Here is a 26,206-nt window from a genome sequence, read left to right as displayed (position 1 = left end):
GCCACGGGGCATCCGTCGTTCCCGGTCAGATATCCCATAGCCAAGCTATGTATACTTGAGGCATGACGCAGCTCGACCTCCCCACGGTGATCGGAGACCTCATCTCCGTCAACCACCGACTCACCCGGCTCGCCGCGACGGTCACGGGCAGTACCGAATCGCCCGCGGTCTGGCGCACGCTCAGCGTGCTGCGCGACCTGGGGCCGATGCGACTCGGCGAACTGGCGAGGGTCAGCCGCGTCACCCAGCCGACCATGACCAAGCTCGTCCACGCACTCGACGAGCGAGGGTGGATCCGCCGCATCGTCGACAGCGGCGACGCCAGGGCCATGCTCATCTCGGCCGATCCGCACGGGCTCGCCGCACTCGACGGCTGGCGGAGCGAGCTGGCGCAGTCCCTCGCGCCGACCTTCGCCGACCTCGACGACGGCGAACTCGAGACGCTCGCGGCGGCGGTCGAGATCGTGCGCACGCGCCTCGAGCGGTCGCGCGCGGCGCTCGTCGAGTCCGCCGCGAGCACGGGGCCGGTCGCATGAGCGTGGACACCAGGGCGATTCCGGTGCAGGCCGGCCACGCGGCATCCGGCGCCTCGATCCTCACGCAGCCGAAGGCCGTCTGGGCGGTCGCGTTCTCGTGCGTCGTCGCGTTCATGGGCATCGGCCTCGTCGATCCGATCCTTCCCGCGATCGCCGCCGACCTGCAGGCGACGCCCACCGAGACCGAGCTGCTCTTCACGAGCTACCTCGTGATCACGGGCATCGCGATGTTCTTCACGAGCTGGATCTCGAGCCGCATCGGCGCCAAGCGCACCCTCCTCATCGGGCTCGGCGTGATCGTCGTGTTCGCCACGCTCGCCGGCCTGTCGGGCGATGTCGGATCGATCATCGGCTTCCGGGCCGGGTGGGGGCTCGGCAACGCGCTCTTCATCTCGACCGCCCTCGCGACGATCGTCGGTGCGGCGGCAGGCGGCAGCAGTTCGGCGATCATCCTCTACGAGGCGGCGCTCGGCCTCGGCCTCGCCATCGGGCCGCTCGTGGGCGGCCTCCTCGGCTCGTGGAGCTGGCGGGGCCCGTTCTTCGGCACCGCGGTGCTCATGGCCGTCGGGTTCATCGCGATCGTCACCCTGCTGCGAACGGAGGTCGGCGAGAAGCCGGTGCCGACGAAGCTGTCCGCTCCGTTCCGGGCGCTCGCCCGCCCGGCGCTCGGCATCCTCGCGGCGGCGGCGCTGTTCTACAACATGGGCTTCTTCGTGCTGCTCGCCTACACGCCGTTCGCGCTCGTGCCCCTCGGCATCCACAGCGCCATCGCACTCGGGCTCGTCTTCTTCGGATGGGGCGTGGCGGTCGCCGTCACCTCGGTGTGGGTCGCGCCGCTGCTGACCGCGCGCATGCGCCGCACCCGGGTGCTCCAGCTCGTGCTGCCGCTGCTCGCCCTCGACCTGCTCGTGCTCGCCGCCCTCATCGACTCGGCCGTCGCGGTCATCGTCGGCGTCGTGGTCGGCGGACTCCTGCTCGGCATCCTGAACACCGTGCTCACCGAGTGCGTGATGGACGCGACCGACCTGCCCCGCTCCGTCGCCTCGAGCGCCTACTCCGGCGTGCGATTCCTCGGTGGGGCGATCGCACCGCCCGCAGCGACGCTGCTCGCGGCCACGGTGTCGCCGTCGAGCCCGTTCATCGCCGGTGCGGTCGCCGTGCTCATCGCCGCGGCCGTCATCGTGCTGGGTCGTTCGAGGCTCGCGGCCGCCGACGGCGTCGCTGAGAGCGCGGCGGGCGAGGCGGAGGCGATCGGCATCGGCGACGCCGCCTGAGACACCAGTCCCCGCGCTCCGGCGCGGCGCGACCGTCGTGCCCGCGCCGCGCTCAGCGCGGAGCGGCCGTCGTGCTCGCGCGCACGACGAGACGCGCCGGCAAGGGGGCGCCGGAATCGGGGAGCGGGTCGGCGACGGCCCCTTCGCGGAGGAGGCGGAGCACGACGCCGACGGCTGAGCGGCCCTGCTCGCCCGGGTACTGCTCGACGGTCGTGAGGTCGAACATCTCGGCGTACTCGTGTCCGTCGACCCCGACGACCGAGAGTTCGGCGGGCATCGCGATGCCGAGACGCTCGGCGGCTCGGAGAGCACCGAAGGCCAGTTCGTCGGATGCCGCGAACACCGCGGTCGGCCGAGGGCCCGGGTGTCCGAGCAGCTGCAGGGCGGCGCGGTAGCCGCCCGGCATGGTCATCTCGGTCTCGACGACGTCGGCCGGGGAGGGATCGTGCCCGGCCGCGCCCATCGCGTCGAGGAATCCGTGCCGACGCAGGCCCTGCACCGTGTCGGGCCGTTCGCTCGCCCCCGCGCCGGCGAGGTGCGCGATCCGAGTGTGCCCGAGGTGCAGCAGGTGCTCGGTCGCGAGCTGGCCGACGGCCCGGTCGTCGACCGAGAGCCGCGCCGCGGTGCCGCCCGTTCCGCCGAGGCACACGAGCGGCTTCTCGCGGCGGTCGAGCGCCGCGACCTCGTGCTCGGCGAGGTCGACGCCGACCGCGATGACGGCGTCGACGCGCTTCCGCGCGAGGAAGAACTCGAAGACGCGCGCCCGGTCGGGGCCGCTGTCGGAGAGGTTGTAGAGCGTCAGGTCGTAGCCGGCGGTGAGGAGAGCGCGCTCGATGCCCTCGAGCACCTCGCCGAAGAACCAGCGGTTGACGAACGGGATGACCACGCCGACGTTCTTGGTGCGCCCCGTGACGAGGCTCGCGGCGTCGGGGGAGGCGATGTAGCCGATCTCCGCGGCAGCCGTCTCGACGCGGCGCCGGGTCTCCTCGGCGACGTAGCCGTTGCCGGTGAGCGCCCGGGAGGCCGTGGCCTTCGACACCCCGGCGAGGCGTGCGACGTCGCCGATCGCGGCCATGCGCGCCTCCCTCCGTCGGGCTGCTTCGAGCGAGAGTGTACTGCGCTCGTCGTGAAATATGGAACCGTTTCCCGTCGGGCATTCGCGTCGCGGTCCTGTCCGCGCGTCATCGATGGGAGCGCTCTCCGCCAGTTCCTGCCGCAGCACGGGGCAGTGGCCGAACCGTGACCTCCCATCCCTTGTGAGGAGGGCGGCGGGTGTTCTAGCGTGGAGGCTGGAACCGGTTCCCGGCTTCGCCTGCACCACATTCACTCGACGAGGAGATGACATGAGAATCAGACGGCATCGCCGTTGGATGGCCCCCGTGGTGGCGGCCGCGGCGGTTGGACTCGCCCTCACGGGCTGCACCGGAGACGTCGCGGAGGAGGACGCTGCCGACGTCGATTGCACCGACTACGAGGAGTACGGCACCTTCGAGGACGCCGAGGTCACGGTGGCCGGCACTATCCTCGACCTCGAGGCCGACCGCCTCATCGAATCGTGGTCGGACTTCGAGGCCTGCACCGGCATCGCGGTCGACTACCAGGGCTCGAGCGAGTTCGAGGCGCAGATCGCCGTGCTCGCCGAGGGCGGCAACGCCCCCGACGTCGGCATCGTGCCGCAGCCCGGCCTCCTCGGTCGACTCGCCGCCGGCGGTTGGCTGATCCCGGCATCCTCCGAGGTCGAGGCCAATGTCGACGAGTGGTGGTCCGAGGACTGGAAGCAGTACGGCACCTACGAAGACACGTTCTACGCCGCTCCGCTCATGGCGAGCATCAAGGGCTACGTCTGGTACTCGCCGGCCGAGTTCGAGGAGAAGGGGTACGAGATCCCCAAGACCCTCGACGAGCTGACAGCGCTCTCCGAGGAGATCGCGGCCGAGGGCGACCACAAGCCCTGGTGCGTCGGCCTCGAGTCGGGCGACGCCACGGGCTGGCCGGGCACCGACTGGGTCGAGGACTACATGCTGCGTCTCCACGGCGCCGAGGTCTACGACCAGTGGGTCACCCACGGCATCCCGTTCAACGACCCGCAGGTGGCCGAGGCCTTCGACGCGGTCGGGGCGTACCTGAAGAACGACGACATGGTCAACGGCGGCATCGGAGACGTGTCGACGCAGGTCACCGAGGCGTTCCAGACGGCCGGTCTGCCGATCCTCGACGGTGCGTGCTCGCTGCACCACCAGGCCTCGTTCTACGAGACCTTCTGGAACCCCGAGGGCGGCGACGAGAACACCGTCGCGTCCGACGGCAGCGTGTTCGCGTTCCTGCTCCCGCCGGTCAACGCCGACGACCCGCTGTCCGTCACCGGCGGCGGCGAGTTCCCGGTCGCGTTCCGCGACGCCGAAGAGGTCGAGGCGTTCCGCGCCTACCTCTCGAGCGACACCTGGGCCAACAACCGCGTGAGCCTCGGCGGCGTCATCAGCGCCAACAAGGGCCTCGACCCGCAGGTCGCCTCGAGCGAGCTGCTGACGCAGTCGATCGAGATTCTGCAGGACCCCGAGACCACGTTCCGGTTCGACGGTTCCGACCTGATGCCGGGTGCCGTCGGCGCCGATTCCTTCTGGAAGGGCATGGTCGCCTGGGTCACGGGTGAAGACACCGCGCAGGTGCTCGACACGATCGAGTCGAGCTGGCCGCAGGGCTGACTGGCGCGACTCACGCCCGAGGGGCATGATCGGAGGGCGGGGATGCGAAGTCCCCGCCCTCCGTCACCCGCCTTCGACGACGACTCCGATTTCAATGACGAACATTGGGAGGCACGATGACCACCGCCGATCTGCTCGGCAAGCTGCTCCAGGTGGTGATGGGGCTCGCGGTGTTCGCCGCGGTCGTCGGCCTCCTCATCTTCTTCATCGACAAGGCTCCGAAGAAGGGCCGAGACTACTGGCAGCTGGGCCTCTTCCTGCTGCCGGCGATGCTCTTCATCGCCATCGGCCTCGTGTACCCGGCGATCCGCACGAGCCTCCTGGCGTTCCAGGACTCGAGCGGTGACTGGACCCTCGACAACTTCGTCTGGACGTTCACGCAGCCGGCAGCCATCCGCACGCTGATCAACACGATCATCTGGGTGCTCCTAGTGCCGACGATCTCGACGGCGGTCGGCCTCGCCTACGCCGTGTTCATCGACAAGTCACGTGGCGAGCGCTACTACAAGGTCATCCTGTTCATGCCGATCGCGATCTCCTTCGTCGGCGCCGGCGTGATCTGGCGGTTCGTCTACGAGTACCGCGGGGGCGACCGCGAGCAGATCGGCCTGTTGAACGCCCTCGTCGTCGCGGCGGGCGGCGAACCGGTGCAGTGGTTGCAGACCGACCCGATCAACACCTTCCTGCTGATCGTCGTGATGATCTGGATCCAGACCGGCTTCGCCATGGTGCTCCTGAGCGCGGCGATCAAGGGCGTGCCGACCGAGCAGATCGAGGCGGCGCAGCTCGACGGCACGAACGGCTGGCAGCGCTTCCTCAACGTCACGGTGCCCGGCATCCGCGGCGCGCTCGTCGTGGTGCTCACGACGATCTCCATCGCGACGCTGAAGGTCTTCGACATCGTGCGAACGATGACCGCCGGAAACTTCAACACGAGCGTCATCGCCAACGAGATGTACACCCAGGCCTTCCGGGCGAGCGAGGTGGGGCGCGGTTCGGCCCTCGCACTGATCCTCTTCGTGCTCGTGCTGCCGATCGTCGTCTACAACGTCAACGTGCTCCGCAAGCAGAGGGAGATCCGATGAGCAGCGTCGCCCCCGCCGACCTCCCGGTCGGTGAGAACCTCGGCTCGATCGAGGCCGCCGAGCGCAGTGAGTACGGCTCCAAGACCGCACGCGTGAAGAAGCGGCTGACCTCGCGCACCGCGACGATCATCTCGCTGATCATCGCGGTGCTCTGGACCATCCCGACCTTCGGGCTCCTGGTCTCGTCGTTCCGGCCCGCCGAGCTGATCCGCACCACGGGCTGGTGGACGATCTTCCAGAATCCGGGCTTCACGCTCGACAACTACCGCGACGTGCTGTTCTCGACGTCGTCGGCATCGCCGCAGCTCGGTTCGTACATCGTGAACTCGATCGCCATCGCGCTGATCGCCACGCTGATCCCGCTCGTCTTCGCGTCGATGGCCGCGTACGCGTTCGCGTGGATCCGCTTCAAGTGGGTCAACTGGCTCTTCATCTTCGTGTTCGCGCTCCAGATCATCCCGCTGCAGATGGCCCTCGTGCCGCTACTGCAGATCTTCTCCACGTGGCTGCGGCCCATGCAGGCCTGGTTGCACGACCTGGTGCCGATCATCCCCGAGCAGAACTACCTGCCGCTGTGGCTCGCGCACTCGATGTTCGCGCTCCCGCTCGCGATCTTCCTGCTGCACAACTTCATCTCCGAGATCCCGTCCGACGTCATCGAGGCGGCGCGGGTCGACGGCGCCACGCACGGGCAGATCTTCTTCCGCATCGTGCTGCCGCTGGCGACACCGGCGCTCGCGTCGTTCGCGATCTTCCAGTTCATCTGGGTGTGGAACGACCTGCTCGTCGCCCTCATCTTCTCGGGCGGCACGCAGGACGTCGCTCCACTGACGCAGCGATTGGCCGAGATGGTCGGCACGCGCGGGCAGGACTGGCAGCGACTCACCGCGGCCGCGTTCATCTCGATCGTGATCCCGCTCGGCGTCTTCTTCGGGCTGCAGCGCTACTTCGTGCGCGGCCTGCTCGCGGGCTCCACCAAGGGGTAGGCGAGCCGAGCGCGAGCGGATGCCGCGGGCTGAGGCCCGCGGCATCCGCTCGCTCTGCTCCGGGCGAACGATGGCGGCGGCCAGCGGGGCGCGGCATAGGCTCGTGCCATGAGCATGCACGGGGGAGCGCCGCGCGGCGGCGGAGCCGGCGGCGGACGCGGAGCCGGCGGCGGTGGAGCCGGCGGCGGTGGCGGGCCTCGCCGGGGGTTCGCCGTCGACGAGGAGGCGCAGCGCGCGGCGAACGCCGAGGCGCCGCAGGTGCCGAACCTGCTCGGTCGCATCGCCGAGCTCTTCGCCCCGCACAAGGTCGCGCTCGGCACGACGGTCGTGCTCGTGCTGATCGGCGCCGGGCTCGCCATCATTCCGCCGCTGCTGACCCAGCGGGCGTTCGACGACGGTCTCTTCCCGGTCGACGCGAGCGGCGAGGTCTCCGGCCCGAACCTGCCGGTACTCATGTGGCTCGTCATCGCGATGATCGCCGTCTTCATCGTCTCGGCACTGCTCGGCGTCTGGCAGACGTGGCTGACGGCGACGATCGGCAACAACGTCATGGGAGCCCTCCGGGTGCGGCTCTTCACGCACCTGCAGGCCATGGAGCTGAGCTTCTTCACGCGCACGAAGACGGGCGTCATCCAGTCGCGGCTGCAGAACGACGTCGGCGGCGTCGCCGGCGTGCTGACGAACACCGTGTCGAGCGTGCTCGGCAACACCGTCACCGTGATCTCGGCGTTCATCGCCATGCTCATCCTCAATTGGCAGCTCACGATCATCGCCCTCGTGCTCATGCCGTTCATGGTCATCGCCCAGCGCAGGGTCGGACAGGTGCGTGCGCGTATCGCGGGGAAGACCCAGGAGTCGCTGTCGGAGATGACCGCGATCACGCAGGAGACGCTGAGCGTCTCGGGCATCCTGCTGTCGAAGAGCTTCACCCGGCAGAAGAGCGAGATCGAGCGGTACTCCGACGAGAACCAGAACCAGATCCACCTGCAGGTCAAGCAGCAGATGACGGGCCAGTGGTTCTTCGCGATGGTCAACATCTTCATGTCGTCCATTCCCGCGATCGTCTACCTGGTCGCGGGCTGGCTCATCGCCGGCGGCGCAGCGGATGTCACGGCGGGCACGATCGTCGCCTTCACGACCGTGCAGGCGCGCCTCCTGTTCCCGCTCATGGGGCTCATGCGCGTCGCGCTCGACCTGCAGACGTCGAGCGCCCTCTTCGCGCGCATCTTCGAGTACCTCGACCTGAAGCCGGCGATCGTCGACCGGCCCGACGCGAGGCAGGTCCCTTCGACGGGCTCGGGGAGCGAGGGGCCCCTCGGGCGCGTCGAGTTCGACGAGGTGTCGTTCCGCTACCCCGATGCCGACGACGACTCGCGGCCGACGCTCGACGCCGTGAGCTTCACGATCGAGCCCGGTCAGTTCGCGGCGTTCGTGGGCCCGTCCGGAGCCGGCAAGACCACGGTCTCGTACCTCGTGCCGCGGCTGTACGAGGCATCCGGCGGCGTCGTGCGGTTCGCGGGCGTCGACGTGCGCGATCTCGACCAGGAGTCGCTCATCTCCCACATCGGCATCGTGAGCCAGGAGACATATCTCTTCCACGCGACGATCGGCGAGAACCTGCGGTACGCGCGGCCCGATGCGAGCGACGCCGAGCTCGAGGCCGCGGCGCGGGCGGCGAACATCCACGAGACGATCGCCTCGTTCCCCGACGGCTACGACACGGTCGTCGGCGAACGCGGCTATCGGCTCTCGGGCGGTGAGAAGCAGCGCATCGCGATCGCGCGGGTGCTGCTGAAGGACCCGGCGGTGCTCGTGCTCGACGAGGCGACGAGTGCGCTCGACACGATCTCCGAGCGCGTCGTGCAGCAGGCGCTCGACGACGCCGCACGGGGTCGCACGACGATCGCGATCGCGCACCGGCTCTCGACCGTGGTCTCGGCCGACGTCATCTTCGTCGTCGTCGCCGGGCGCATCGTCGAACGGGGGACGCACGCCGAACTCGTCGTCGCCGAGGGCGTCTACGCCTCGCTGTACCGCCAGCAGGAGGAACGGTCGGTGCTCGAGTCCTGAGCACGTGCAGCGGCGATTCGGGGGACACGACTTCGACGGCGCCTCTTGCGATCGGGGCACCCTGCGCCGCTAGAGTGTGGAGCATCTTGCCGGGGGGCCGAGAGGGGCGACGTGTCGACGATGGAACGTGGGGCGCCGTCCGAGGCATCCGCTGACGACGGCGACGCAGCACCGCCGCCGACCGCACCGACCGTGCCGAGCCGCGCGCCGCGCGAGCGGAAGCCGCGCACTTCGAAGCCTCGCAGGGTCGGCCTCAGCATCCAGTCGAAGCTGCTCATCATGCTGCTCGGGGTGAGCCTGATCTCCTCGATCATCGTCGGCGTCATCGGCTTCGTCAGCGGCCGCGAGTCGCTGCGGGCCGCCGCGGTCGACCAGCTCACCACGATCCGCGAACTGCGCACGGGTGAGCTCGAACGGGTCTTCGGCGGGGTGCAGACGGGGGTCACGCTCGACTCGCGCAACCTCAGCGCCCAGAACGCGTCGGTCGCCCTGAACGCGGCGTTCGCCGAGGCGCAGTCGCGCCCGCTCGACGAGGCGCAACGGGCGGAGCTCGAGGCGTACTACGACGACGAATTCAACGCCGCACTGTCGGCTCGCGCCGGCGGCACCTATGCGGCCGGCGCATTCATCCCGGAATCCGTCGCCGGCCAGTATCTGCAATACCAGTACACCTCGAAGTCCTACCGGTTCCCGGGCGGCGAACTCGACTTCGAGGCCGCGATCGACGCGGGCGACGCCGGGGACGGCAGCCCGTGGTCGGCCGCACGCGAGCGGTACCACGACTACTTCCAGCGGATCATCGCCGCCTCGGGCTACGACGACGTGCTCCTGCTCGACACCGAGGGCAATGTCGTCTACACCGCCTACTCCGGGCCCGATCTCGGCATGAACATCATGACGGGGCCGTTCAAGGACTCGCAGCTCGCGGATGCCTACCGCGACGTGATGGCCACCAATTCGGTCAACGCGCTCGCCACCACCGACTACGAGCGGTACATCCCGTCGCTGAACGTGCCCGCGATCTGGGTGGTCTCGCCCGTCGGCAACACCGAGCGGGTGACCGGCGCCCTGGCGGTGCAGATTCCCATCGACATCATCAACGACGTGCTCACCGGCGATGAGCGCTGGAAGGAACAGGGGCTCGGCGACACCGGCGAGGTCTACGTCGCCGGCAGCGACGACCTGATGCGGAGCAACTCGCGGCTGCTCATCGAGGATCCGCAGGCGTTCGAGAAGCTCGCGGTCGCGAACGGCACACCCTCGGAGCTCGCCGAACGCGAAGTCGAGGTCGGCGGCACCGTGCTGCTGCAGCCGGTCACCACGGAGTCGGTCAGGCTCGCCCAGCAGGGCAAGTCGGGTACGACGATCTCGAGAGGCTATCTCGGGCGCGAGAACATCACCGCGTACACCCCGGTCGACATCGACGGGCTCAACTGGGTGGCCGTCGCACGCATCGACACCGAGGAGGCGTTCGCGCCGGTCACCGACTTCACGCGCAACCTCGTGATCTCGACACTCGCGATCCTGCTCGCGGTGAGCGTGCTCTCGATGCTGCTCGCCCAGGTCTTCACCCGGCCGGTGCGCCATCTCTCCGAGGCGGTGCGCCGGGTCGCCGGCGGCGATCTCACCGTGCAGGTGCCGGCCGGCTCGCGCGACGAGTTCGGCGACCTCGGCAACGCGTTCAACGACATGAGCTCGAGCCTGCGCATCAAGCAGGAGCTCATCGACGAGCAGCGCATGGAGAACGAGCGCCTGCTGCACACGCTCATGCCCGAGACCGTCGCGAAGCGCTACCAGGACGGCGAGGAGACGATCTCCGAGGTGCACCAGGACGTCTCGGTCATCTTCGCCGAGCTCATCGGCTTCGACGACTTCACGGCTTCGCTGTCGAGTGAGGACGAGCTCGCGCAACTCAACTCGCTCATGCGCGGCTTCGACGAGGCGGCCGAGCGCACGGGCGTCGAGAAGGTGCGCACGCTCCGCGGGGGATACCTCGCGAGCTCGGGCCTCATCGTGCCCAGAGTCGACAACGTCAGGCGAGCGGTCGAGTTCGCGACCGAGCTGCGCGCGGTCATCGAGCGGTTCAACGCGGGCAACGACGCATCCGTCGAACTGCGCGCCGGTATCGCGACCGGCACCGTGACGAGCGGGCTCGTCGGTCGCACGAGCCTCGCCTACGACCTCTGGGGCGACGCCGTGAACCTCGCCTACCGGGTGCGCAGTGTCGACGGCCGGCCCGGCATCTACGTGAGCCAGGCGGTGAAGGACCGCCTGCAGGACGGAGTGCGCATCGTCTCGGCCGGCACGATCGAGACGGCCGACGGCTCCGAGACCGTGTGGCGGGTGGAGTAGCCATGGATGAGCTCTTCGGCGAGGGATGGCTCTTCTGGGGCATCGTGCTCGCGCTCGGCGTGCCGGTGCTGCTCGTCGTGCTCACCGAGGTGCTCGGCTGGCTGACGCGTCGAGGCAGTGCCGCCGCAGGTCCGGTGCGGCTGCTGCGCAACTGGGTCGTGCCGGTCGGCGCGCTCTTCGGCCTGCTGATCTTCGCGATCCAGTCGCCAGCCGAGCAGGTGTGGGCGAGGGTCGTCGCCACGGTGCTCGGCTTCCTCGTGATCCTCCTGGTGCTCAGCGCCCTCAACGTCGCCCTCTTCGCCAACGCGAAGCCCGGCAGCTGGCGCGAGCGCATCCCGTCGATCTTCGTCGACCTCGGCCGGCTCGTGCTCATCGTCGTCGGCCTCGCGATCCTCTTCTCCTGGGTGTGGGACGCGGATGTCGGCGGGCTCATCGCCGCGCTCGGCGTCACGTCGATCGTCATCGGCCTCGCCCTGCAGAACGCGGTCGGCGGCATCATCTCGGGCCTGCTGCTGCTCTTCGAGCAGCCGTTCAAGCTCGGCGACTGGCTCGACACCGGCAGCGTGCGCGGACGGGTCATCGAGGTGAACTGGCGGGCCGTGCACATCGACACGGGCGCCGGCGTGCAGATCGTGCCGAACGCCTCGCTCGCGAACGCCTCGTTCACGAACCTGAGCCTGCCGACCGAACTGCACCGCGCGATCGCCACCGTGACCTTCTCGACCGACGACCCGCCGCACGAGGTCATCGACCTCGTCGTCGACGTGGCGCGCGGGCTGCCGATGGCGGCGTCGGGCGAGCAGCCCGCAGCCAGGTACCTCGGCGCCGCGAAGTACCTGGTCGAGGTGCCCGTCTCCGGTCCGGCGGCAGCGGATGACGCGGTGTCGCTCCTGCTCGCCTGGCTCTGGTACGCGGCGCGCCGTCGCGGCCTCTCACTGGACGGCGACTCGACGGACCCCGTCGCCGAGCCTTCGGCGCTCAGCGCTGCGCTCGAGCTCATCGCTCCGGCGTTCCGGCTCAGCGCCGACGACCGCGAGCGACTGGCGCCCTCGTGCCATCTCGAGCGGTACGGCACCGGGGAGGTCGTGCAGCAGCCCGACCAGGTGCCCGACGTGCTCAGGGTCGTCGTCGATGGGCGCCTGGCCCTGTCGATCGTGACCGATCGCGGTGCGATCGACTCGGGGACCGCAGACGTCGGCGAGTCGGTCGGGCAGACGGTGCTCACCCGCGAGCCGTCGTTCGTGCGCGCGGTCGCCGCCGAGGTGAGCACGATCCTCGTGATGCCCCTCTCCGTGATCGACGAGATCGTGCGCTCGAACCCGGCGGTGGCGCGCGACATCGGCCAGGCGATCGAGAATCGCCGGCGCGCGGCATCCGACGCCCTCGCGGCCGCCGGCATCGTGCGCGGCGCCCTCGGCGGGCGGTGACGGGCGGGGCACGCCGGCGGAGGCAGGGCCGCGAAGGGGCGCGGCGATCGTACCGCGATCAGGGGGAGAACCCTCCCCGGTGTCGGGACAGCCCCGTGGGCGGGCGGCCAGTCGATCGCAAATATGGTTGAAGACGAGCCGCCGCCCGTCGCGACCTCCGCTCGATTGGAATCACTGAGATGTCACGCACTTCGACCGCGCCCGCCGGGCTTCGCCCGCTCCTGGCGACGGCGCTCTTCGCCCGCCGCACCTGGAAGGAGTTCGCCTTCATCTGGACGGCGCTGCCCGTGGCGATGCTCGAGCTCTGCTACCTGTCGTTCGCCTTCCTGCTCGGCCTGATCGCCTCGCTCAGCTACGTCGGCATCTCGATCGCCGAGGCGTTCGCGGCCGGTTCGCGCAAGCTCGGAACGCTCTCGATCCGGCTCGCGAGGCACCAGCTGGGCCTCGAGATCGCCGATCCGCCTTCGCCGTCGGCGGGTACGACCGATGCGGACTGGGCGACCCGGATGCGCGGTCTCGCCACCTCGCGAACCATCGGCTTCCCGCTGCTGCACCTGCCGCTCGCCGTGCTCAGCTGGGCCGGTTCCACGATCGTGCTGGCGCTCGGGGCCGGACTCTCGACGGAGTGGCTCGTGCAGCTGCTCGGGCCGGGCCGCGTGCAGATCTTCGGCTACGTGGCCGACACGCCCCTCATGCATGTCGTGTTCACCGTCGCGGGCGTGCTGATCCTCCTCTTCGTCTGGCCCGCCGTGAACCGGGGCCTCGCAGAATTCCACGGAAACGTGATCGCGCGCATGCTCGGACGCACGCCCGCCGAAGAGCGCATCATCGAGCTCACGAACTCGCGCCGCGTCGCGGTGACCGATGCCGATGCCACCCTGCGCCGCATCGAGCGCGACCTGCATGACGGGGCGCAGGCGCGCCTCGTCGGGCTCGCCATGTCGCTCGGCGACGCCCATGAACGGCTCGCTCGTGGCGACGACCCCGAAACGGTCGTGGCACTCGTCGAATCGGCGCGCACCGCTGCCACGTCGACGCTCGCCGAGCTGCGCGACCTCGCGAAGGGCATCCATCCGCCGGTGCTCGACGCGGGGCTCGAGGCTGCGCTCGCCTCAGTGGCCGCGGGTTCGCCGGTGCCGGTCGAGCTCGACTGCCGCATCGCGGGCCGGCCATCCGCGGTCATCGAGACGATCGCCTACTTCAGCGTGCTCGAGCTGCTCGGCAACGTCGTGAAGCACTCGGGTGCGGGCCGAGCGGATGTCTCGGTCGTGCAGCGTGGGGACCGTCTCGTCGTCGCGGTCGCCGACGATGGTCGCGGGGGCGCCCACGTCGCCTTCCGCGACGAGTCGGGTTCGGGTACGGGGCTCGCGGGTCTCACGGGACGGGCCCGGTCGGTCGACGGGACGCTCACGGTCGAGAGTCCCGCGGGCGGACCGACGCGCGTGACGATCGAGTTGCCCATGGTCGTCGCCTGATGCGCGTCGCCGTCGCCGAGGACTCCGCGATCATCCGCGACGGACTCGTGGCCCTCCTCGCGGGGCGCGGGGTCGAGGTGACCGGTGCCGTCGGCGACGGCGACAGTCTCGTCGCCCTGGTCGCCCAGGATCCTCCGGACGTCGTCATCTCCGACATCCGGATGCCGCCCGGTCACAGCGACGAGGGACTGCGCGCGGCGCTCCGCATCAAGCGCGAGCACCCGGCCACCGGCGTGCTGCTCTTCTCGCAGTACGCCGAGACGCGGTACGCACGCACCCTGCTCGACGCGAGTTCCGAGGGGGTCGGGTACCTGCTGAAGGATCGGGTGGCGGATGTCTCGACCTTCATCGAGTCGGTGCGCCAGGTCGCGGCCGGCCACGTCGTGCTCGATCCCGAGGTCGTGACCTCGCTGCTCGGCCGGCGGCGCGCCAACGGGCCCCTCGCCATGCTCACCGACCGCGAACTCGAGATCCTGCGGCTGATGGCCGAGGGGCGATCCAATTCGGCGATCGCCGTCGCGCTGTTCCTCTCGCCGGGCACCGTCGAGAAGCACATCACCTCGATCTTCGGCAAGCTCGCACTGCCGGCCTCGTCGGACGACCACCGCCGGGTGCTCGCGGTGCTGCGCTTCCTCGCCGCGGGCAACGCCTCGGCCGAGTGAGGCCGAGAGCTCCAGCGGTGGGCTAGCTGCGCTCGGCGAGCATGTCGGTCATGAGGTCGATCTCCGACGTCTGGCTGTCGACGATCGACTGCGCGAGCGCGACGACCACGTCGTTCGACGAGCGTGCGAGCACCGCGTCGGCCATCTCGACCGCGCCCTGGTGGTGGGCGATCATGAGCTCGAGGAAGCGGCGTTCCGCCTCCACGCCGGTGAGGCCGCGCAGCTCTTCCACCTGAGCCGGTGTCGCGAGCCCGGGCATGGGCGCGCCGGGCACGTGGGCGCCGGGGTCTGCCGTCGCGTGGTCGTCGTGACCGGCGGCGCCGTCGATCGCGGGGCGCGTCATCCACGTCATCGACGGCTCGGAACCCGCCTGCGAGAGTCCCCATTCGGCGAGCCATCCGTACATCTGGCCGGCCTGCTGCGCCTGCGTCGTCGCGATGTCGTAGCCGAGCAGTCGCACCTCGGGGTCGTCGGTCGCGTCGCGCACGATCATGGCGAGCTCGACGCCCTGCAGATGGTGCACCTGCATGTCGCGGGCGAAGCCGGCCTCGGCGCTCGTGCTCGACGGCGTGGGCTCGGCGAGGGTCGAGAGGCGCCCGATCGAGAAGGCCACGACGGCCACGACGATGAGGGCGACGGATGCCACGGCGATGACCGCCGCCCGGCCGCCACGGCGCCGCGCGGGCACAGGGGCGGCGGCGAGTTCGCCGGCAGCCTCGTGGTCGGCGCCGACTGGGCTCACCGGATCGGCGAGCTCCGTCACGACACCTTGCCGGGCGCGTCGTAGGCGCCCGTGCAGAGGGCCCCGGGCTCGGGCACGTTCTGGCTCTGCCAGTACTCCTCGAAGAACGCGGGGATGCGCTCGTCGTCGGCGCTGTCGAGGGCGAGCTGCGTGTTCCAGCCGCTCAGGACGATGGGCGAGTCGAGGCCCTCGAAGGGCGAGAGCACGACGTAGGTCGAGGGCAGGTGCGACTTCAGCGCCTCGAGCTCGGCAGCGGGCAGCTCGGGGTCGTAGGTGACCCAGATCGCCCCGTGCTCGAGCGAGTGCACGGCGTTCTCGTTCGGCACCGGCTGCTCGTAGACGCCGCAGTTCAGCCACGCCTGGTTGTGCTCGCCGCCGGCGGGCGGGGTCTGCGCGTAGTCGACGACGCCCTCGACGTGGCCGGCGCCGTTGTCGAAGGTCTCGACGCCCTCGATCTTCGATCCGTCGCCACCGGCGCCGTACGAGACGGGCTGCGGGGTCAGCACGATCGACGTGATGACGATGCCGACCACGGCGAGACCTCCCACGACCGCCGACCAGATCCCGATGCGCCGGTTGCGCTTGGCCTTGGCCTCGCGCTTCTTGAACTCGGCCAGCTTGCGCTCGCGCTCAGCCGCGCGCTGCTGCTTGACGGTGTTCTGCTGCTTCACCTTGGGGGGAACGGGCGGGGTCGCGCTCACACGTAGGCCTCTCTCGCATGGTTGTCGCTTCAATCATATGAACGGCGCGAGCGTTCAGGCTGGGAGAACGCCGGGTCGAGGCATCCGATCGGTCCTTCGCCACGATCGCCCGACCGGATAGAGTGGCCTCGTGATCCTCTCGCTGTGTTGTCGCTGACGCCGACAAAACCGACGCCGCACGCACGCGCGCACGATCGATCGTTCGCCGCCCCCGTTCGCCGACCGGGCTGAACGAGCCGACAGCAAGGACCTCACCATGAAGTACGCAGACACCATCGTCGATCTCGTCGGCGACACCCCGCTCGTGAAGCTGCACCACGTCACCGAAGGCGTCACCTCGGCGACGGTGCTCGTGAAGCTCGAGTACCTGAACCCCGGCGGCTCGTCGAAGGACCGCATCGCGGGCCGCATCATCGACGCCGCCGAGCGCGAGGGCAAACTGAAGCCGGGCGGCACGATCGTGGAACCGACGAGCGGCAACACGGGCGTCGGCCTCGCCCTCATCGCGCAGCAGCGCGGCTACAAGTGCATCTTCGTCTGCCCCGACAAGGTCGGCGAAGACAAGCGCAACGTGCTCACGGCCTACGGCGCCGAGGTCGTCGTGACGCCGACCGCCGTCGCGCCCGACAGCCCCGAGTCGTACTACGGGGTCTCCGACCGGCTCGCCCGTGAGATCCCCGGCGCGTTCAAGCCCGACCAGTACTCCAACCCCAATGGGCCGCGATCGCACTACGAGACCACCGGCCCCGAGATCTGGCGCGACACCGAGGGCGAGATTACGCACTTCGTCGCCGGCGTGGGCACCGGTGGCACGATCACCGGCACCGGACGCTATCTCCGTGAGGTGTCCGAAGATCGCGTGCGCATCATCGGCGCCGACCCCGAGGGCTCGGTGTACTCCGGCGGCACCGGCCGGCCGTACCTCGTCGAGGGCGTGGGCGAGGACTTCTGGCCGACGGCGTACGACCCCGCGGTGCCGCACGAGATCATCGCCGTCTCCGACGCCGAGTCCTTCGACATGACCCGACGCCTCGCACGCGAGGAGGGCATCCTGGTCGGCGGCTCGAGCGGCATGGCCGTCGTCGCGGCGCTGAAGGCAGCGGCATCCGCCGGCCCCGACGACGTGTTCGTGGTGCTCCTGCCCGACGGCGGTCGCGGCTACCTCGGCAAGATCTTCAACGACAAGTGGATGCGCGCCTACGGCTTCTCGAACGCTCCGGCCGGCCACACGATCGCCGAGCTGCTCGCCGCGAAGGCCGACCGCACGGCGCCCCTCGTCTACGTGCACCCGAATGACACGGTGCGCGAGGCGATCGACCGCATGACCGAGACGGGCGTCTCGCAACTGCTCGTGCTGACCGCCGAGCCGCCCGTCGTGCTCGGCGAGGTGCTCGGCGCACTGCACGAAGAGGCGCTGCTCGACCTCGTCTTCTCGGGGAAGGTCAAGCTCACCGACAAGGTCTCGGGGGTCGTAGGGGAGTCGCTGCCGCTGATCGGGGTCAATGAGCCCGTGGCATCCGCTCGCTCGTCGTTCGGCACGACGCCCGCGATGCTCGTGACCGACGGCGGCAAGGCGCTCGGCGTGATCACGCGCACCGACCTGCTGGCCTACCTCTCGGCCTGACCGGCCGCCGTACATCTGCACCAGACGCTTCTCAGGAGAGACACATGCACGACCACGCACGCTTCGACACCCGCGCGATCCACGCCGGGCAGGAGTTCGACCCCACCACCGGCGCCGTCATCCCGCCGATCTACCAGACCTCGACCTACGTGCAAGACGGAATCGGCGGCCTCCGCGGCGGCTACGAGTACTCGCGCGGCGGCAACCCCACGCGCACCGCACTCGAGACCCAGCTCGCGGCCCTCGAGGGCGGCGAGCTGGGGCTGTCGTTCGCGTCGGGCCTCGCCGCCGAAGACGCGCTGCTGCGCACCGTGCTCGCGCCCGGCGACCACGTCGTCGTCGGCAACGACGTCTACGGCGGCACGCACCGGCTGATCCGCCGCGTGCACGGCGCCTGGGGCGTGCGCCACACGACCGTCGACACGAGCGACCTCGACGCGGTGCGCGCGGCGATCGAGCCGTCGACGAAGGTGCTCTGGATCGAGACGCCGTCGAACCCCCTCATGAAGATCTCGGATGTCGCGGCGCTCGCCGAGCTCGGCCGCACCGCCGGCGTGCTCGTGGTCGTCGACAACACGTTCGCCTCGCCCGCGCTGCAGCAACCGCTCGCGCTCGGCGCCGACGTCGTCGTGCACTCGACGACGAAGTACCTCGGTGGCCACTCCGACGTCCTCGGCGGCGCGCTCGTGTTCGGTGCGGGTCTCGGCGACGTGACAGGTGCCGGCTCCGGTCGCACGGAGCTCGCCGACCTCGCCGAGCGCGTGACGTTCACGCAGTTCGCCGCTGGTGCGGTCTCGGGCCCGTTCGACGCATTCCTCACCTCGCGGGGCATCAAGACCCTCGGGGTCCGTATGGAGCGGCACAGCTCGAACGCCCTCGCGATCGCGCGACGCCTCGAGGAGCACGACGGCATCGAGCGCGTCTTCTACCCCGGCCTCGAGTCGCACCCCGGCCACGAGCTCGCCGCCCGGCAGATGTCGGGCTTCGGCGGCATGCTCTCGATCTCGCTCGCGGGCGGCGGCGAGGCCGCGCGCCGGTTCGCCGAGTCGACCGAGCTGTTCCAGCTGGCCGAGTCGCTCGGCGGGGTCGAGTCGCTCGTCAACTACCCGTCCGAGATGACGCACGCCTCGGTGAAGGGCACCGAGGCCGAGGTGCCCGAGTCGGTCGTGCGCCTGTCGGTCGGCATCGAGGACGTCGCCGACCTGCTCGCCGACATCGACGGGGCGCTCGCCCGCCTGTAGCCGGTCGAGGAGGCGCGCCAGCGCCGTATCGAGACCCCGCGCGCGGTCTCGATACGCTCCTTCGTCGCTCCTCGACCGGCATCCGCAGCCACTACTCGGCAGGCATTCGCGGTGGGAGAATGGGAGCAGGCGCACGGTACGAACCGGCGCCGCAGGAGATGAGCTCTCATGGTCTGGTTCTGGATCACCCTCGTCATCGTCGGCATCCTCGCGATCATCCTGTTCTTCATGTCGGTGAAGATCGTCAAGCAGTACGAGCGCGGCGTGGTGCTGCGCTTCGGCCGATTGCACAGTGTGCGCGAGCCCGGCATCCGGTTCATCATCCCGATCGTCGACGTGATGACCAGGGTGTCGCTGCGGATCGTCACGCTGCCGATCCAGTCGCAGGGCATCATCACGAAGGACAACGTCACCGTCGGGGTCTCGGCCGTCGCCTACTACCGCGTCGCCGACGCGGTGAAGTCGGTCATCGCGATCGAGAACGTGAAGGCCGCGATCGAGCAGATCGCCCAGACCACGCTGCGCCGTGTCGTCGGTCAGCACCACCTCGACGAGACGCTCGCCGACACGGCTGCGCTGAACGCCAACATCCGCGAGATCCTGGATGTCACGACGCTCGACTGGGGCGTCGAGGTCACGCTCGTCGAGCTGAAGGACATCCTGCTGCCCGACTCGATGAAGCGCGCGATGGCGAAGCAGGCCGAGGCCGAGCGCGAGAAGCGGGCGAAGATCATCGCCGCCGAGGGGGAGTCGCTCGCTGCCGAGCAGCTCGGCGTCGCGAGCGACACGATGATGTCGCATCCGCTCGCCCTGCAGCTGCGCACCCTGCAGACGCTCGTCGAGGTGGGGGTCGACAAGAACACGCTCGTCCTCTTCCCGGCGCCGCTCATGGCCTCGATCGGCGAGCTCACGAACTTCATCGATCGGGAGGCGGCGGTCGCGCAGGTGCGGCGCGCCTGAGGTGCTGGCAGTATTTCGATGAAGTGTGTCATTCCTGCCAGCGGTGAGTGTCGGTGGGATACCCCAGAATGAGCGAGTGACTTCGAACCAGACCGCCGTCGCCGCCGGCGCGGCTCCAGCCGGCCCCGAGGCATCCGGCGCCTCGGCGACTCCTGAATCCGTCCCGCACCGCGGCAGCCTCGGCCTCGTGCAGGGCACGGCCCTCTACATCGCGAGCGTGCTCGGCACCGGCATCCTGGTGCTGCCCGGCCTCGCCGCCTCCGCCGCCGGACCCGCCTCGATCGTGGCCGTCGCCGCCGTGCTCGTACTGTCGATTCCGCTCGCCGGCACATTCGCTGCGCTCTCGGCGCGCTACCCCGACGCCGGCGGCGTGGCGAGCTTCGTTCGCCGTGCGCTCGGCGGCACCGCCGCCCGGATGACCGGGTACTGGTTCTACTTCGGCGTCTGCGTGGGTGCGCCCGTGCTCGCCGTGCTCGGCGGCGAGTACGTCGTCGCGGTGCTCGGCATCGACCGGTCGGCCGTGCCGATCATCGGCTTCGCCGTCTTCGTGCCCCCGTTCGTCATCAACTGGTTCGGCGTTCGCGTCGCCGGGTGGGTGCAGTTCGTGCTGACCGGCCTGCTGATCGCCGTCGTGGTGGGGGTCGTGGCGGCCACGTTCCCCGCGGTCGAGGTCTCGAACTTCGAACCGTTCCTGCCCAACGGCTGGAGCGGGGTGGGCGTCGCGATCAGCCTCTTCGTCTGGGCGTTCGCCGGCTGGGAGGTCGGCACCCACATCGCGGGGGAGTTCAGGAACCCTCGGCGCACCATCCCGCTCGCCACGGCGATCGCTGTGGCCGTCGTGGGTGTCGCCTACCTCGCGCTGCAGTTCGTCACCGTCGCGGTGCTCGGCGATCGGGCGGGCGACAGCCAGGTGCCCTTGCTCGATCTCGTCGAGACGACCGCGCCCGGCATCGGTCCGGTGCTCGTGGCGATCATCGCAGCCATCGTCACCGTCGGCGTCATGAACGCCTACCTGCCGGCGTTCGGCAAGCTCGGCGCCGCGCTCGGGCGCGACGGCGACCTGCCGAGGTTCTTCGCGAAGGGGGCGGCCGACGGCGAGGTGCCGCGCCGGGCGCTCGCGCTCACCGGCGTGCTGATCGTCGTCTACTTCGGGCTCATGCTGCTGAACGACCTCGACCTCACCGGGTTCATCCTCATTCACACGAGCAACATGGTGGCGATCTACGCCGCGGGCATGCTCGCCGCGACCCTGCTGCTGAAGCGCTGGTCGTTCGGCTGGTGGCTCGCGGTCGTCGCGACCATCATGACCGCGGGGCTCCTCGTGCTCGCATGGGCGAACCTCGTGGTGCCGCTCGTGCTCGCCGCTGCCGCGGTGCTCGTGACGGTCGTGCGCCGCGTGCGCGCCCGTCGCCGGGGCGAACCCGTCGCAGCACCGATCGCCCAGCCCGCTTCCGAGGAGCACGCATGACCGAGTACCGCGCCCACTTCGACGCCGACATCGCCTTCGTCAACGGGGGAGGGCTGCGCGCCGAGGCGTTCCGGCTCGACCTGCCGTCGCCGCAGCTCAGCGAGGCCGAAATCGGCGAGCTGCTCGTGCGCCACCTCGGGCTCGCGCTCGTCGGCAGCGTCGAGCTCTCGAACCTCGAGATCGTCGAAGAGGCGCACAAGGGCTCGCGGGGCGTCGGCGGCGGTGTCGTCGGCGATGCGAACGAGCGCGGCGCCGAGGCATCCGCTGCGCAGGGCGACCCACAGCGCACGCAGCGCGGGCGCCTCGTCGATCTCAGCCACGTGATCAGCGAGGGGCTCGTGACGTATCCGGGCATCCCGGCTCCGGTGATCACTCCGCACCTCACGCGCGAGGCGTCCCGCGAGCACTACGCGCCGGGCACCGAGTTCGAGATCGACGTCATCGCGATGGCCGGCAACACCGGCACCTACCTCGACAGCCCGTTCCACCGCTACGCCGACGGCGGCGACCTCGCGAGCCTGCCGCTCGAGACGCTCGTCGGCATCCCGGTCGAGGTCTTCAGGTTGACGGATGCCGCGGAGCGCGGCATTCCCGCAGAGGTCTTCTTCGATCGCGAGCTCGAAGGCACGGCGGTGCTGCTGCACACGGGCTGGAGCCGGCACTTCGGGCTGCCCGAGTACGCGCACGGCTCGCCGTTTCTCACCGAGGCGGGTGCTCGGCATCTCGCCGACGCCGGTGTCGCGATCGTCGGCATCGACTCGCTCAACATCGACGACACCGAGTCGGGCGGCACGCGACCGGCGCACTCGATTCTGCTCGCGGCGGGCATCCACGTGATCGAGCACCTCACCGCGCTCGACGAGGTGCCGGTGCGCGGCGCACGCTTCACCGCGGTGCCGCCGCGCGTCGCGGGCTTCGGCACCTTCCCGGTGCGCGCGTTCGCCGAGGTGCCACCGGCATCGGTCGAGTAGACGCGTCAGCGCCGTATCGAGACCACGAGGCGGGTCTCGATACGCTCCTTCGTCGCTACTCGACCGGCGACTCCGGGGCGTCGTGTCTGGCATCCGGTGCTCTCGTGCGTGAGGATGGACAGATGATCGCACCCGCGTACGCACTCCGCGACGGCAACACGATTCCGGCGATCGGACTCGGCACATACGGGCTCGACGACCAGGCGGGCATCGAGGCGATCACCGCGGGCATCGCCGACGGCTACCGCCTCATCGACACGGCCTTCAACTACGGCAACGAAGAGGCCGTGGGCGAGGCGATCCGCCGCACCGACGTCGATCGCAGCGATCTCGTGATCACGACGAAGCTGCCCGGCAAGCACCACGGCTTCGACGAGACGATCGCGAGCTTCGAGCAGTCGCGCATGCGACTCGATCTCGACTGGGTCGACCTGTACCTCATCCACTGGCCGCTGCCGCGCCTCGGCAAGTACCTCGAGAGCTGGCGGGCGATGATCTCCCTTCGAGAGAAGGGGCTCGTGCGGGCGATCGGCGTCTCGAACTTCACGCCCGAGATGCTGACCCGGCTCATCGACAGCACGGGCATCGTCCCGGTCGTGAACCAGGTCGAGCTGCACCCGTACTTCCCGCAGGAGGAGCTGCGCGCCTTCCACGACGAGCACGACATCCGCACCGTGAGCTGGAGTCCGCTCGCCAAGCGAACCGAGTTGCTGCAGGAGCCGGTCATCGTCGAGATCGCCGCCGCCCACGGCGTCACCCCCGCGCAGGCGGTGCTGCGCTGGCACGTCGAACTCGAGGCGGTGCCGATCCCCAAGTCGTCGGATGCCGCGCGCCGGCGCGAGAACCTCGACATCTTCGGCTTCGCGCTCACGACCGAAGAGGTCGACGCCATCTCCGCGTTGTCGCGCGGGCGCATCTGGGGCGGGGACCCCGACACGCACGAGGAGTTCTGAGCGGCGGCCCGGGTCCCGTCGAGCCGAATTCACCCCGCGTCCAGCCGCTGTTTCGCGGCATCCGCGAGTCTCATCGCATGACTCCACTGTTGAAGGGTGCCGCGACGGCATCCGTCGCCGCCCTGCTCCTCGTCGCCGCCCCCGCAGCATGGGCCGCCGCGCCCGGCTCCGTCGGTGGGGACCCGGCCGTCATAACGACCGACAACGAGACGCCGGTGCTCTACGACGACGAGGCCGGCGGCAACGCGGTCGGCGACGACCCGGCGATCTGGGTGCACCCGGGCGACGCCGACGAGTCGATCGTCATCGTCACGGCGAAGGAGGGCGGCCTCCGCGTCTACGACCTCGAGTCCGACGAGCTGCAGTCGCTGCCGGCCACGGTCGCGCCGCGCGCCGACGGCACCGAGGGCCGGTACAACAACGTCGACATCGCCTACGGCGTCGAACTCGACGGCGAGCTCGTCGACGTCGCCGTCGTCTCCGACCGGTACAACGACCAGCTGCGCTTCTTCACCATCGACCCCGGGGGCGCGGAGGCGCAGACCCCGCTCGTCGAGGTCACCGCGGCCGATCAGCCGTTCCTCTTCAGCGCCGACCGTGCGACCGTCGACGAAGGGCACACCGCCTACGGCCTCGCCGTGTGGCAGCCTGCCGCCGGTGATGACGCGTACGCCGTCGTCACGCAGGAGGGCGCCACGACCCTCGCGACCGCTCGCATCGTCGAGGTCGACGGCGCGCTCGGCTACGACGACGTCGCGACGACCGACATGCCGGCCTCGTTCCTGCTGCCCGATGGCACGACCTGGACGCCCTGCGACGAGCCGGGCATCGAACCGCACCTCGAGGGCCTCACGATCGACCAGCGCACCGGCGTGCTGTACGCGGCGCAGGAGGATGTCGGCCTCTGGCGCATCCAGCTTCCCTTCGGCGCGGCCGAGCCGCGGCTCATCGACCGGGTGAAGGACTACGGCGTCCACGACGCGTACGACCCCGAGACCGAGGAGTGCGCACCCGTCGACGCTGACGACGAGGGCTTCGGCGGCTCGGTGCTCGAAGCCGACGCCGAGGGCGTCGACCTCTACTACGGCCCCGGCGCGACCGGGTACCTCATCGTCTCGAGCCAGGGCGACGACACCTTCGCCGTGTACGAGCGTCAGGGACGCAATCGCCTTGTCGGCACGTTCGGCATCGACGGCGTCGACGGTGCCGATGAGATCAACGGCTCCGATGGGCTCGCCGTCACCAACCGCGTCGTCGGCGACTACCGAGAGGGCCTCCTCGTCACCCACGACGAGCCCGAGACCGGCGAAGGCGTCGATGGCGACCGGGATGCGACGAACTTCTCGTACGTCGACTGGGCCGACGTCGCGGAGGCACTGCACCTGAAGGTCAGCACCACGGCGGGCAACGACCCGCGGTTCCGGTAGTCGAGCGCACGGATGCCCCGGGCGGATGCTTCGGCGCCCGGGGCATCCGCTTGAGTTCAAGTCCCCTTGAAGTCGTAGGCTCGACAGGGTGACCGAACCCACTGCTCCGACGCCTGCGCCGCCCTCGACCGTCGACGAGTCGACGGATGCCTCGACCGTGGCGGGTGCCGCGGCATCCGCTGCGCCGGCAGGGCCGGTCGCCGCCTCGGGGCCGCTGTCGAAGCCGTACCGCTGGCTGTCGATCGGCATGTTCTCGCTGATCTTCCTCGCCGCATTCGAGGCGATGGCCGTCACGACGATCATGCCGCTCGTGGCCGAGCAGCTCGACGGCGAGTCGCTCTTCGCCCTCGCGTTCGCGGTGCCGCTCGCCGCGGGCATCATCGGAATGGTCATCGCGGGCAACTGGACCGACCGTTCCGGGCCGATCCCGTCGCTGCTGGTCTCAGCGGCGCTGTTCGTCGTCGGCCTCGTGATCGCCGGCACCGCCGTGAACATGGAGGTGTTCATCGTCGGCCGCTTCGTGCACGGCCTGTCGGGCGCCGCCGTCATCGTGCCGCTCTACGTGATCGTCGGTCGGGTCTACCCCGAGGCACTGCGCGCCCGAGTCTTCGCGGGCTTCGCCGCCGCGTGGGTGATCCCCTCGATCGTCGGCCCGGCGCTCGCCGGCGTCGTCGCCGAGGCATTCAGCTGGCACTGGGTGTTCCTCGGCGTCATCGCGCTCGTCGTGCCCGCCGCCGCCATGATGCTGCCGCCCGTGCTGCGCGTGCGCTCGCAGGTGCAGGGCGACCCGTCGGTGGAGTGGAGCATCAGCCGCGTGGGCTGGGCGGTGCTCACCGCGGCCGCTGCGCTCGGGGTGTCGCTCTCGAAGGAGCTCGGCGACCCGTGGCGCTGGGTCGTCGCGATCGCGGCGATCGCCCTCGCCGCGTACGCCGCTCGGCCGCTGCTGCCGAAGGGAACCCTGAGCGCCGCACGTGGCATGCCGGCGACCGTTTTGCTGAAGCTCATCGTGGCCGGCGCATTCTTCGGCAGCGAGATCTACCTGCCGTACCTGTTCATCGAGAACTACGACTTCTCGCCGAGCCTCGCGGGCGCGGTGCTGACCGGTGCCGGCGTCTCGTGGGCCGCGGCGTCGTGGCTGCAGGGCCGGCTCGATCGCGTGTCGAACACGCAGGCCGTCGTGATCGGCACGATCCTGCTCGCGATCTCCCTCGTGATCGTGCTCGTCGTCGCGCTGTTCACGCTCGCGCCGGCGATCGCCTTCGTCGCATGGACTCTCGCGGGCGGGGCCATGGGCTTCATGTATCCGAGGTTCTCGGTCGCGGTGCTCGCCCTCTCGCCGGTCTCGGCGCAGGGCTTCAACAGCGCGGCGCTGACGATCTCGGAGTCGCTCGGTGCGGCCATCGCGCTCGCGATCACGGCGCTCATCTCGAGTGCACTCGGATCCGGCATGTTCGCGGCCGACTTCGCCGTGACCGCGGCGATCGCGATCGCCGCGGTGCTGCTCGCGTCGCGCGTGCGGCCTCGCGGTGAGGCATCCGTCAGCTGACGGA

Annotated in this window: 21 protein-coding genes; 18 read left to right on the top strand and 3 right to left on the bottom strand. The window is 70.0% G+C overall.

Features of this window, described 5'->3' with window-relative positions:
• Window positions 1-62: 62 nt before the first annotated feature.
• Both ASD23_RS02015 and ASD23_RS02010 read left to right on the top strand, forming a co-directional pair.
• Window positions 63-536, top strand: coding sequence for a MarR family winged helix-turn-helix transcriptional regulator (locus ASD23_RS02015; RefSeq protein ID WP_056005578.1), 474 nt, complete (start codon window positions 63-65; stop codon window positions 534-536).
• Window positions 533-1,810: an MFS transporter gene (locus tag ASD23_RS02010; RefSeq protein WP_056005577.1), complete on the top strand. Its 1,278-nt coding sequence runs from the start codon at window positions 533-535 to the stop codon at window positions 1,808-1,810. Before ASD23_RS02015 ends, ASD23_RS02010 begins: the two co-directional genes overlap by 4 nt.
• Window positions 1,811-1,862: 52 nt before the next feature.
• On the opposite strand, the gene ASD23_RS02005 is transcribed toward ASD23_RS02010, so the two are convergent.
• A complete protein-coding gene (locus tag ASD23_RS02005; protein ID WP_056005574.1) occupies window positions 1,863-2,885 on the bottom strand; it encodes a LacI family DNA-binding transcriptional regulator in 1,023 nt (340 codons plus the stop codon).
• A 268-nt stretch (window positions 2,886-3,153) separates the two neighbouring features.
• Here ASD23_RS02005 and ASD23_RS02000 point away from each other — a divergent pair, with 268 nt between their 5' ends.
• The 8 genes from ASD23_RS02000 to ASD23_RS01965 all read left to right on the top strand — a co-directional run bounded on the left by ASD23_RS02000 (window position 3,154) and on the right by ASD23_RS01965 (window position 14,569).
• On the top strand, window positions 3,154-4,512 hold the full coding sequence (locus tag ASD23_RS02000; RefSeq protein WP_056005570.1) for an ABC transporter substrate-binding protein: 1,359 nt from the start codon (window positions 3,154-3,156) through the stop codon (window positions 4,510-4,512).
• Between the two features lie 116 nt (window positions 4,513-4,628).
• A complete protein-coding gene (locus tag ASD23_RS01995; protein WP_056005567.1) occupies window positions 4,629-5,597 on the top strand; it encodes a carbohydrate ABC transporter permease in 969 nt (322 codons plus the stop codon).
• Window positions 5,594-6,583 (top strand): carbohydrate ABC transporter permease, encoded by a 990-nt coding sequence (locus ASD23_RS01990; RefSeq protein WP_056005565.1) that lies wholly within the window; start codon window positions 5,594-5,596, stop codon window positions 6,581-6,583. Before ASD23_RS01995 ends, ASD23_RS01990 begins: the two co-directional genes overlap by 4 nt.
• A 114-nt stretch (window positions 6,584-6,697) precedes the next feature.
• Complete coding sequence (locus ASD23_RS01985) at window positions 6,698-8,653, top strand: ABC transporter ATP-binding protein (RefSeq protein ID WP_056007610.1); 1,956 nt, start codon at window positions 6,698-6,700, stop codon at window positions 8,651-8,653.
• Between the two features lie 120 nt (window positions 8,654-8,773).
• A complete protein-coding gene (locus tag ASD23_RS01980) occupies window positions 8,774-11,005 on the top strand; it encodes an adenylate/guanylate cyclase domain-containing protein (protein ID WP_056005562.1) in 2,232 nt (743 codons plus the stop codon).
• 2 nt (window positions 11,006-11,007) lie between these two features.
• Window positions 11,008-12,432, top strand: coding sequence for a mechanosensitive ion channel domain-containing protein (locus ASD23_RS01975; protein ID WP_056005558.1), 1,425 nt, complete (start codon window positions 11,008-11,010; stop codon window positions 12,430-12,432).
• 179 nt (window positions 12,433-12,611) lie between these two features.
• Window positions 12,612-13,907 carry a sensor histidine kinase gene (locus ASD23_RS01970; protein ID WP_056005555.1) on the top strand — a complete coding sequence of 432 codons (1,296 nt, stop codon included), beginning with the start codon at window positions 12,612-12,614 and terminating at the stop codon, window positions 13,905-13,907.
• Window positions 13,907-14,569, top strand: a complete 663-nt coding sequence (locus ASD23_RS01965; protein WP_056005552.1) for a response regulator transcription factor — start codon at window positions 13,907-13,909, stop codon at window positions 14,567-14,569. Before ASD23_RS01970 ends, ASD23_RS01965 begins: the two co-directional genes overlap by 1 nt.
• A 22-nt stretch (window positions 14,570-14,591) precedes the next feature.
• Here ASD23_RS01965 and ASD23_RS01960 read toward each other — a convergent pair whose 3' ends face one another.
• Both ASD23_RS01960 and ASD23_RS01955 read right to left on the bottom strand, forming a co-directional pair.
• A complete protein-coding gene (locus ASD23_RS01960) occupies window positions 14,592-15,332 on the bottom strand; it encodes a DUF305 domain-containing protein (protein ID WP_235507604.1) in 741 nt (246 codons plus the stop codon).
• Window positions 15,329-16,012, bottom strand: coding sequence for a DUF3105 domain-containing protein (locus ASD23_RS01955; RefSeq protein WP_056005549.1), 684 nt, complete (start codon window positions 16,010-16,012; stop codon window positions 15,329-15,331). The genes ASD23_RS01960 and ASD23_RS01955 overlap by 4 nt, the downstream gene beginning before the upstream one ends.
• 256 nt (window positions 16,013-16,268) lie before the next feature.
• Between ASD23_RS01955 and ASD23_RS01950 the strand changes: the two genes are divergently transcribed.
• The 8 genes from ASD23_RS01950 (at window position 16,269) to ASD23_RS01915 (ending at window position 26,202) form a co-directional block, all read left to right on the top strand.
• On the top strand, window positions 16,269-17,636 hold the full coding sequence (locus tag ASD23_RS01950; RefSeq protein ID WP_056005546.1) for a cystathionine beta-synthase: 1,368 nt from the start codon (window positions 16,269-16,271) through the stop codon (window positions 17,634-17,636).
• Window positions 17,637-17,680: 44 nt separating this feature from the next.
• Window positions 17,681-18,877 (top strand): cystathionine gamma-synthase, encoded by a 1,197-nt coding sequence (locus ASD23_RS01945; RefSeq protein ID WP_056005545.1) that lies wholly within the window; start codon window positions 17,681-17,683, stop codon window positions 18,875-18,877.
• 168 nt (window positions 18,878-19,045) lie between these two features.
• Window positions 19,046-19,837, top strand: a complete 792-nt coding sequence (locus ASD23_RS01940) for a slipin family protein (RefSeq protein WP_056005542.1) — start codon at window positions 19,046-19,048, stop codon at window positions 19,835-19,837.
• Window positions 19,838-19,913: 76 nt separating this feature from the next.
• Window positions 19,914-21,305 (top strand): APC family permease, encoded by a 1,392-nt coding sequence (locus ASD23_RS01935; RefSeq protein WP_082571103.1) that lies wholly within the window; start codon window positions 19,914-19,916, stop codon window positions 21,303-21,305.
• On the top strand, window positions 21,302-22,276 hold the full coding sequence (locus ASD23_RS01930) for a cyclase family protein (RefSeq protein WP_056005537.1): 975 nt from the start codon (window positions 21,302-21,304) through the stop codon (window positions 22,274-22,276). The genes ASD23_RS01935 and ASD23_RS01930 overlap by 4 nt, the downstream gene beginning before the upstream one ends.
• A 122-nt stretch (window positions 22,277-22,398) precedes the next feature.
• Window positions 22,399-23,229 (top strand): aldo/keto reductase, encoded by an 831-nt coding sequence (locus ASD23_RS01925; RefSeq protein ID WP_056005534.1) that lies wholly within the window; start codon window positions 22,399-22,401, stop codon window positions 23,227-23,229.
• 77 nt (window positions 23,230-23,306) lie between these two features.
• Window positions 23,307-24,656, top strand: coding sequence for a phytase (locus ASD23_RS01920; RefSeq protein ID WP_082571102.1), 1,350 nt, complete (start codon window positions 23,307-23,309; stop codon window positions 24,654-24,656).
• An 88-nt stretch (window positions 24,657-24,744) separates the two neighbouring features.
• A complete protein-coding gene (locus tag ASD23_RS01915) occupies window positions 24,745-26,202 on the top strand; it encodes an MFS transporter (protein WP_235507603.1) in 1,458 nt (485 codons plus the stop codon).
• The last annotated feature ends 4 nt before the right edge of the window (window positions 26,203-26,206 follow it).

It is taken from the genome of Agromyces sp. Root1464 (assembly GCF_001427265.1).
GTDB lineage: Bacteria > Actinomycetota > Actinomycetes > Actinomycetales > Microbacteriaceae > Agromyces > Agromyces fucosus.
This window is presented reverse-complemented; position numbering and strand designations above follow the sequence as displayed.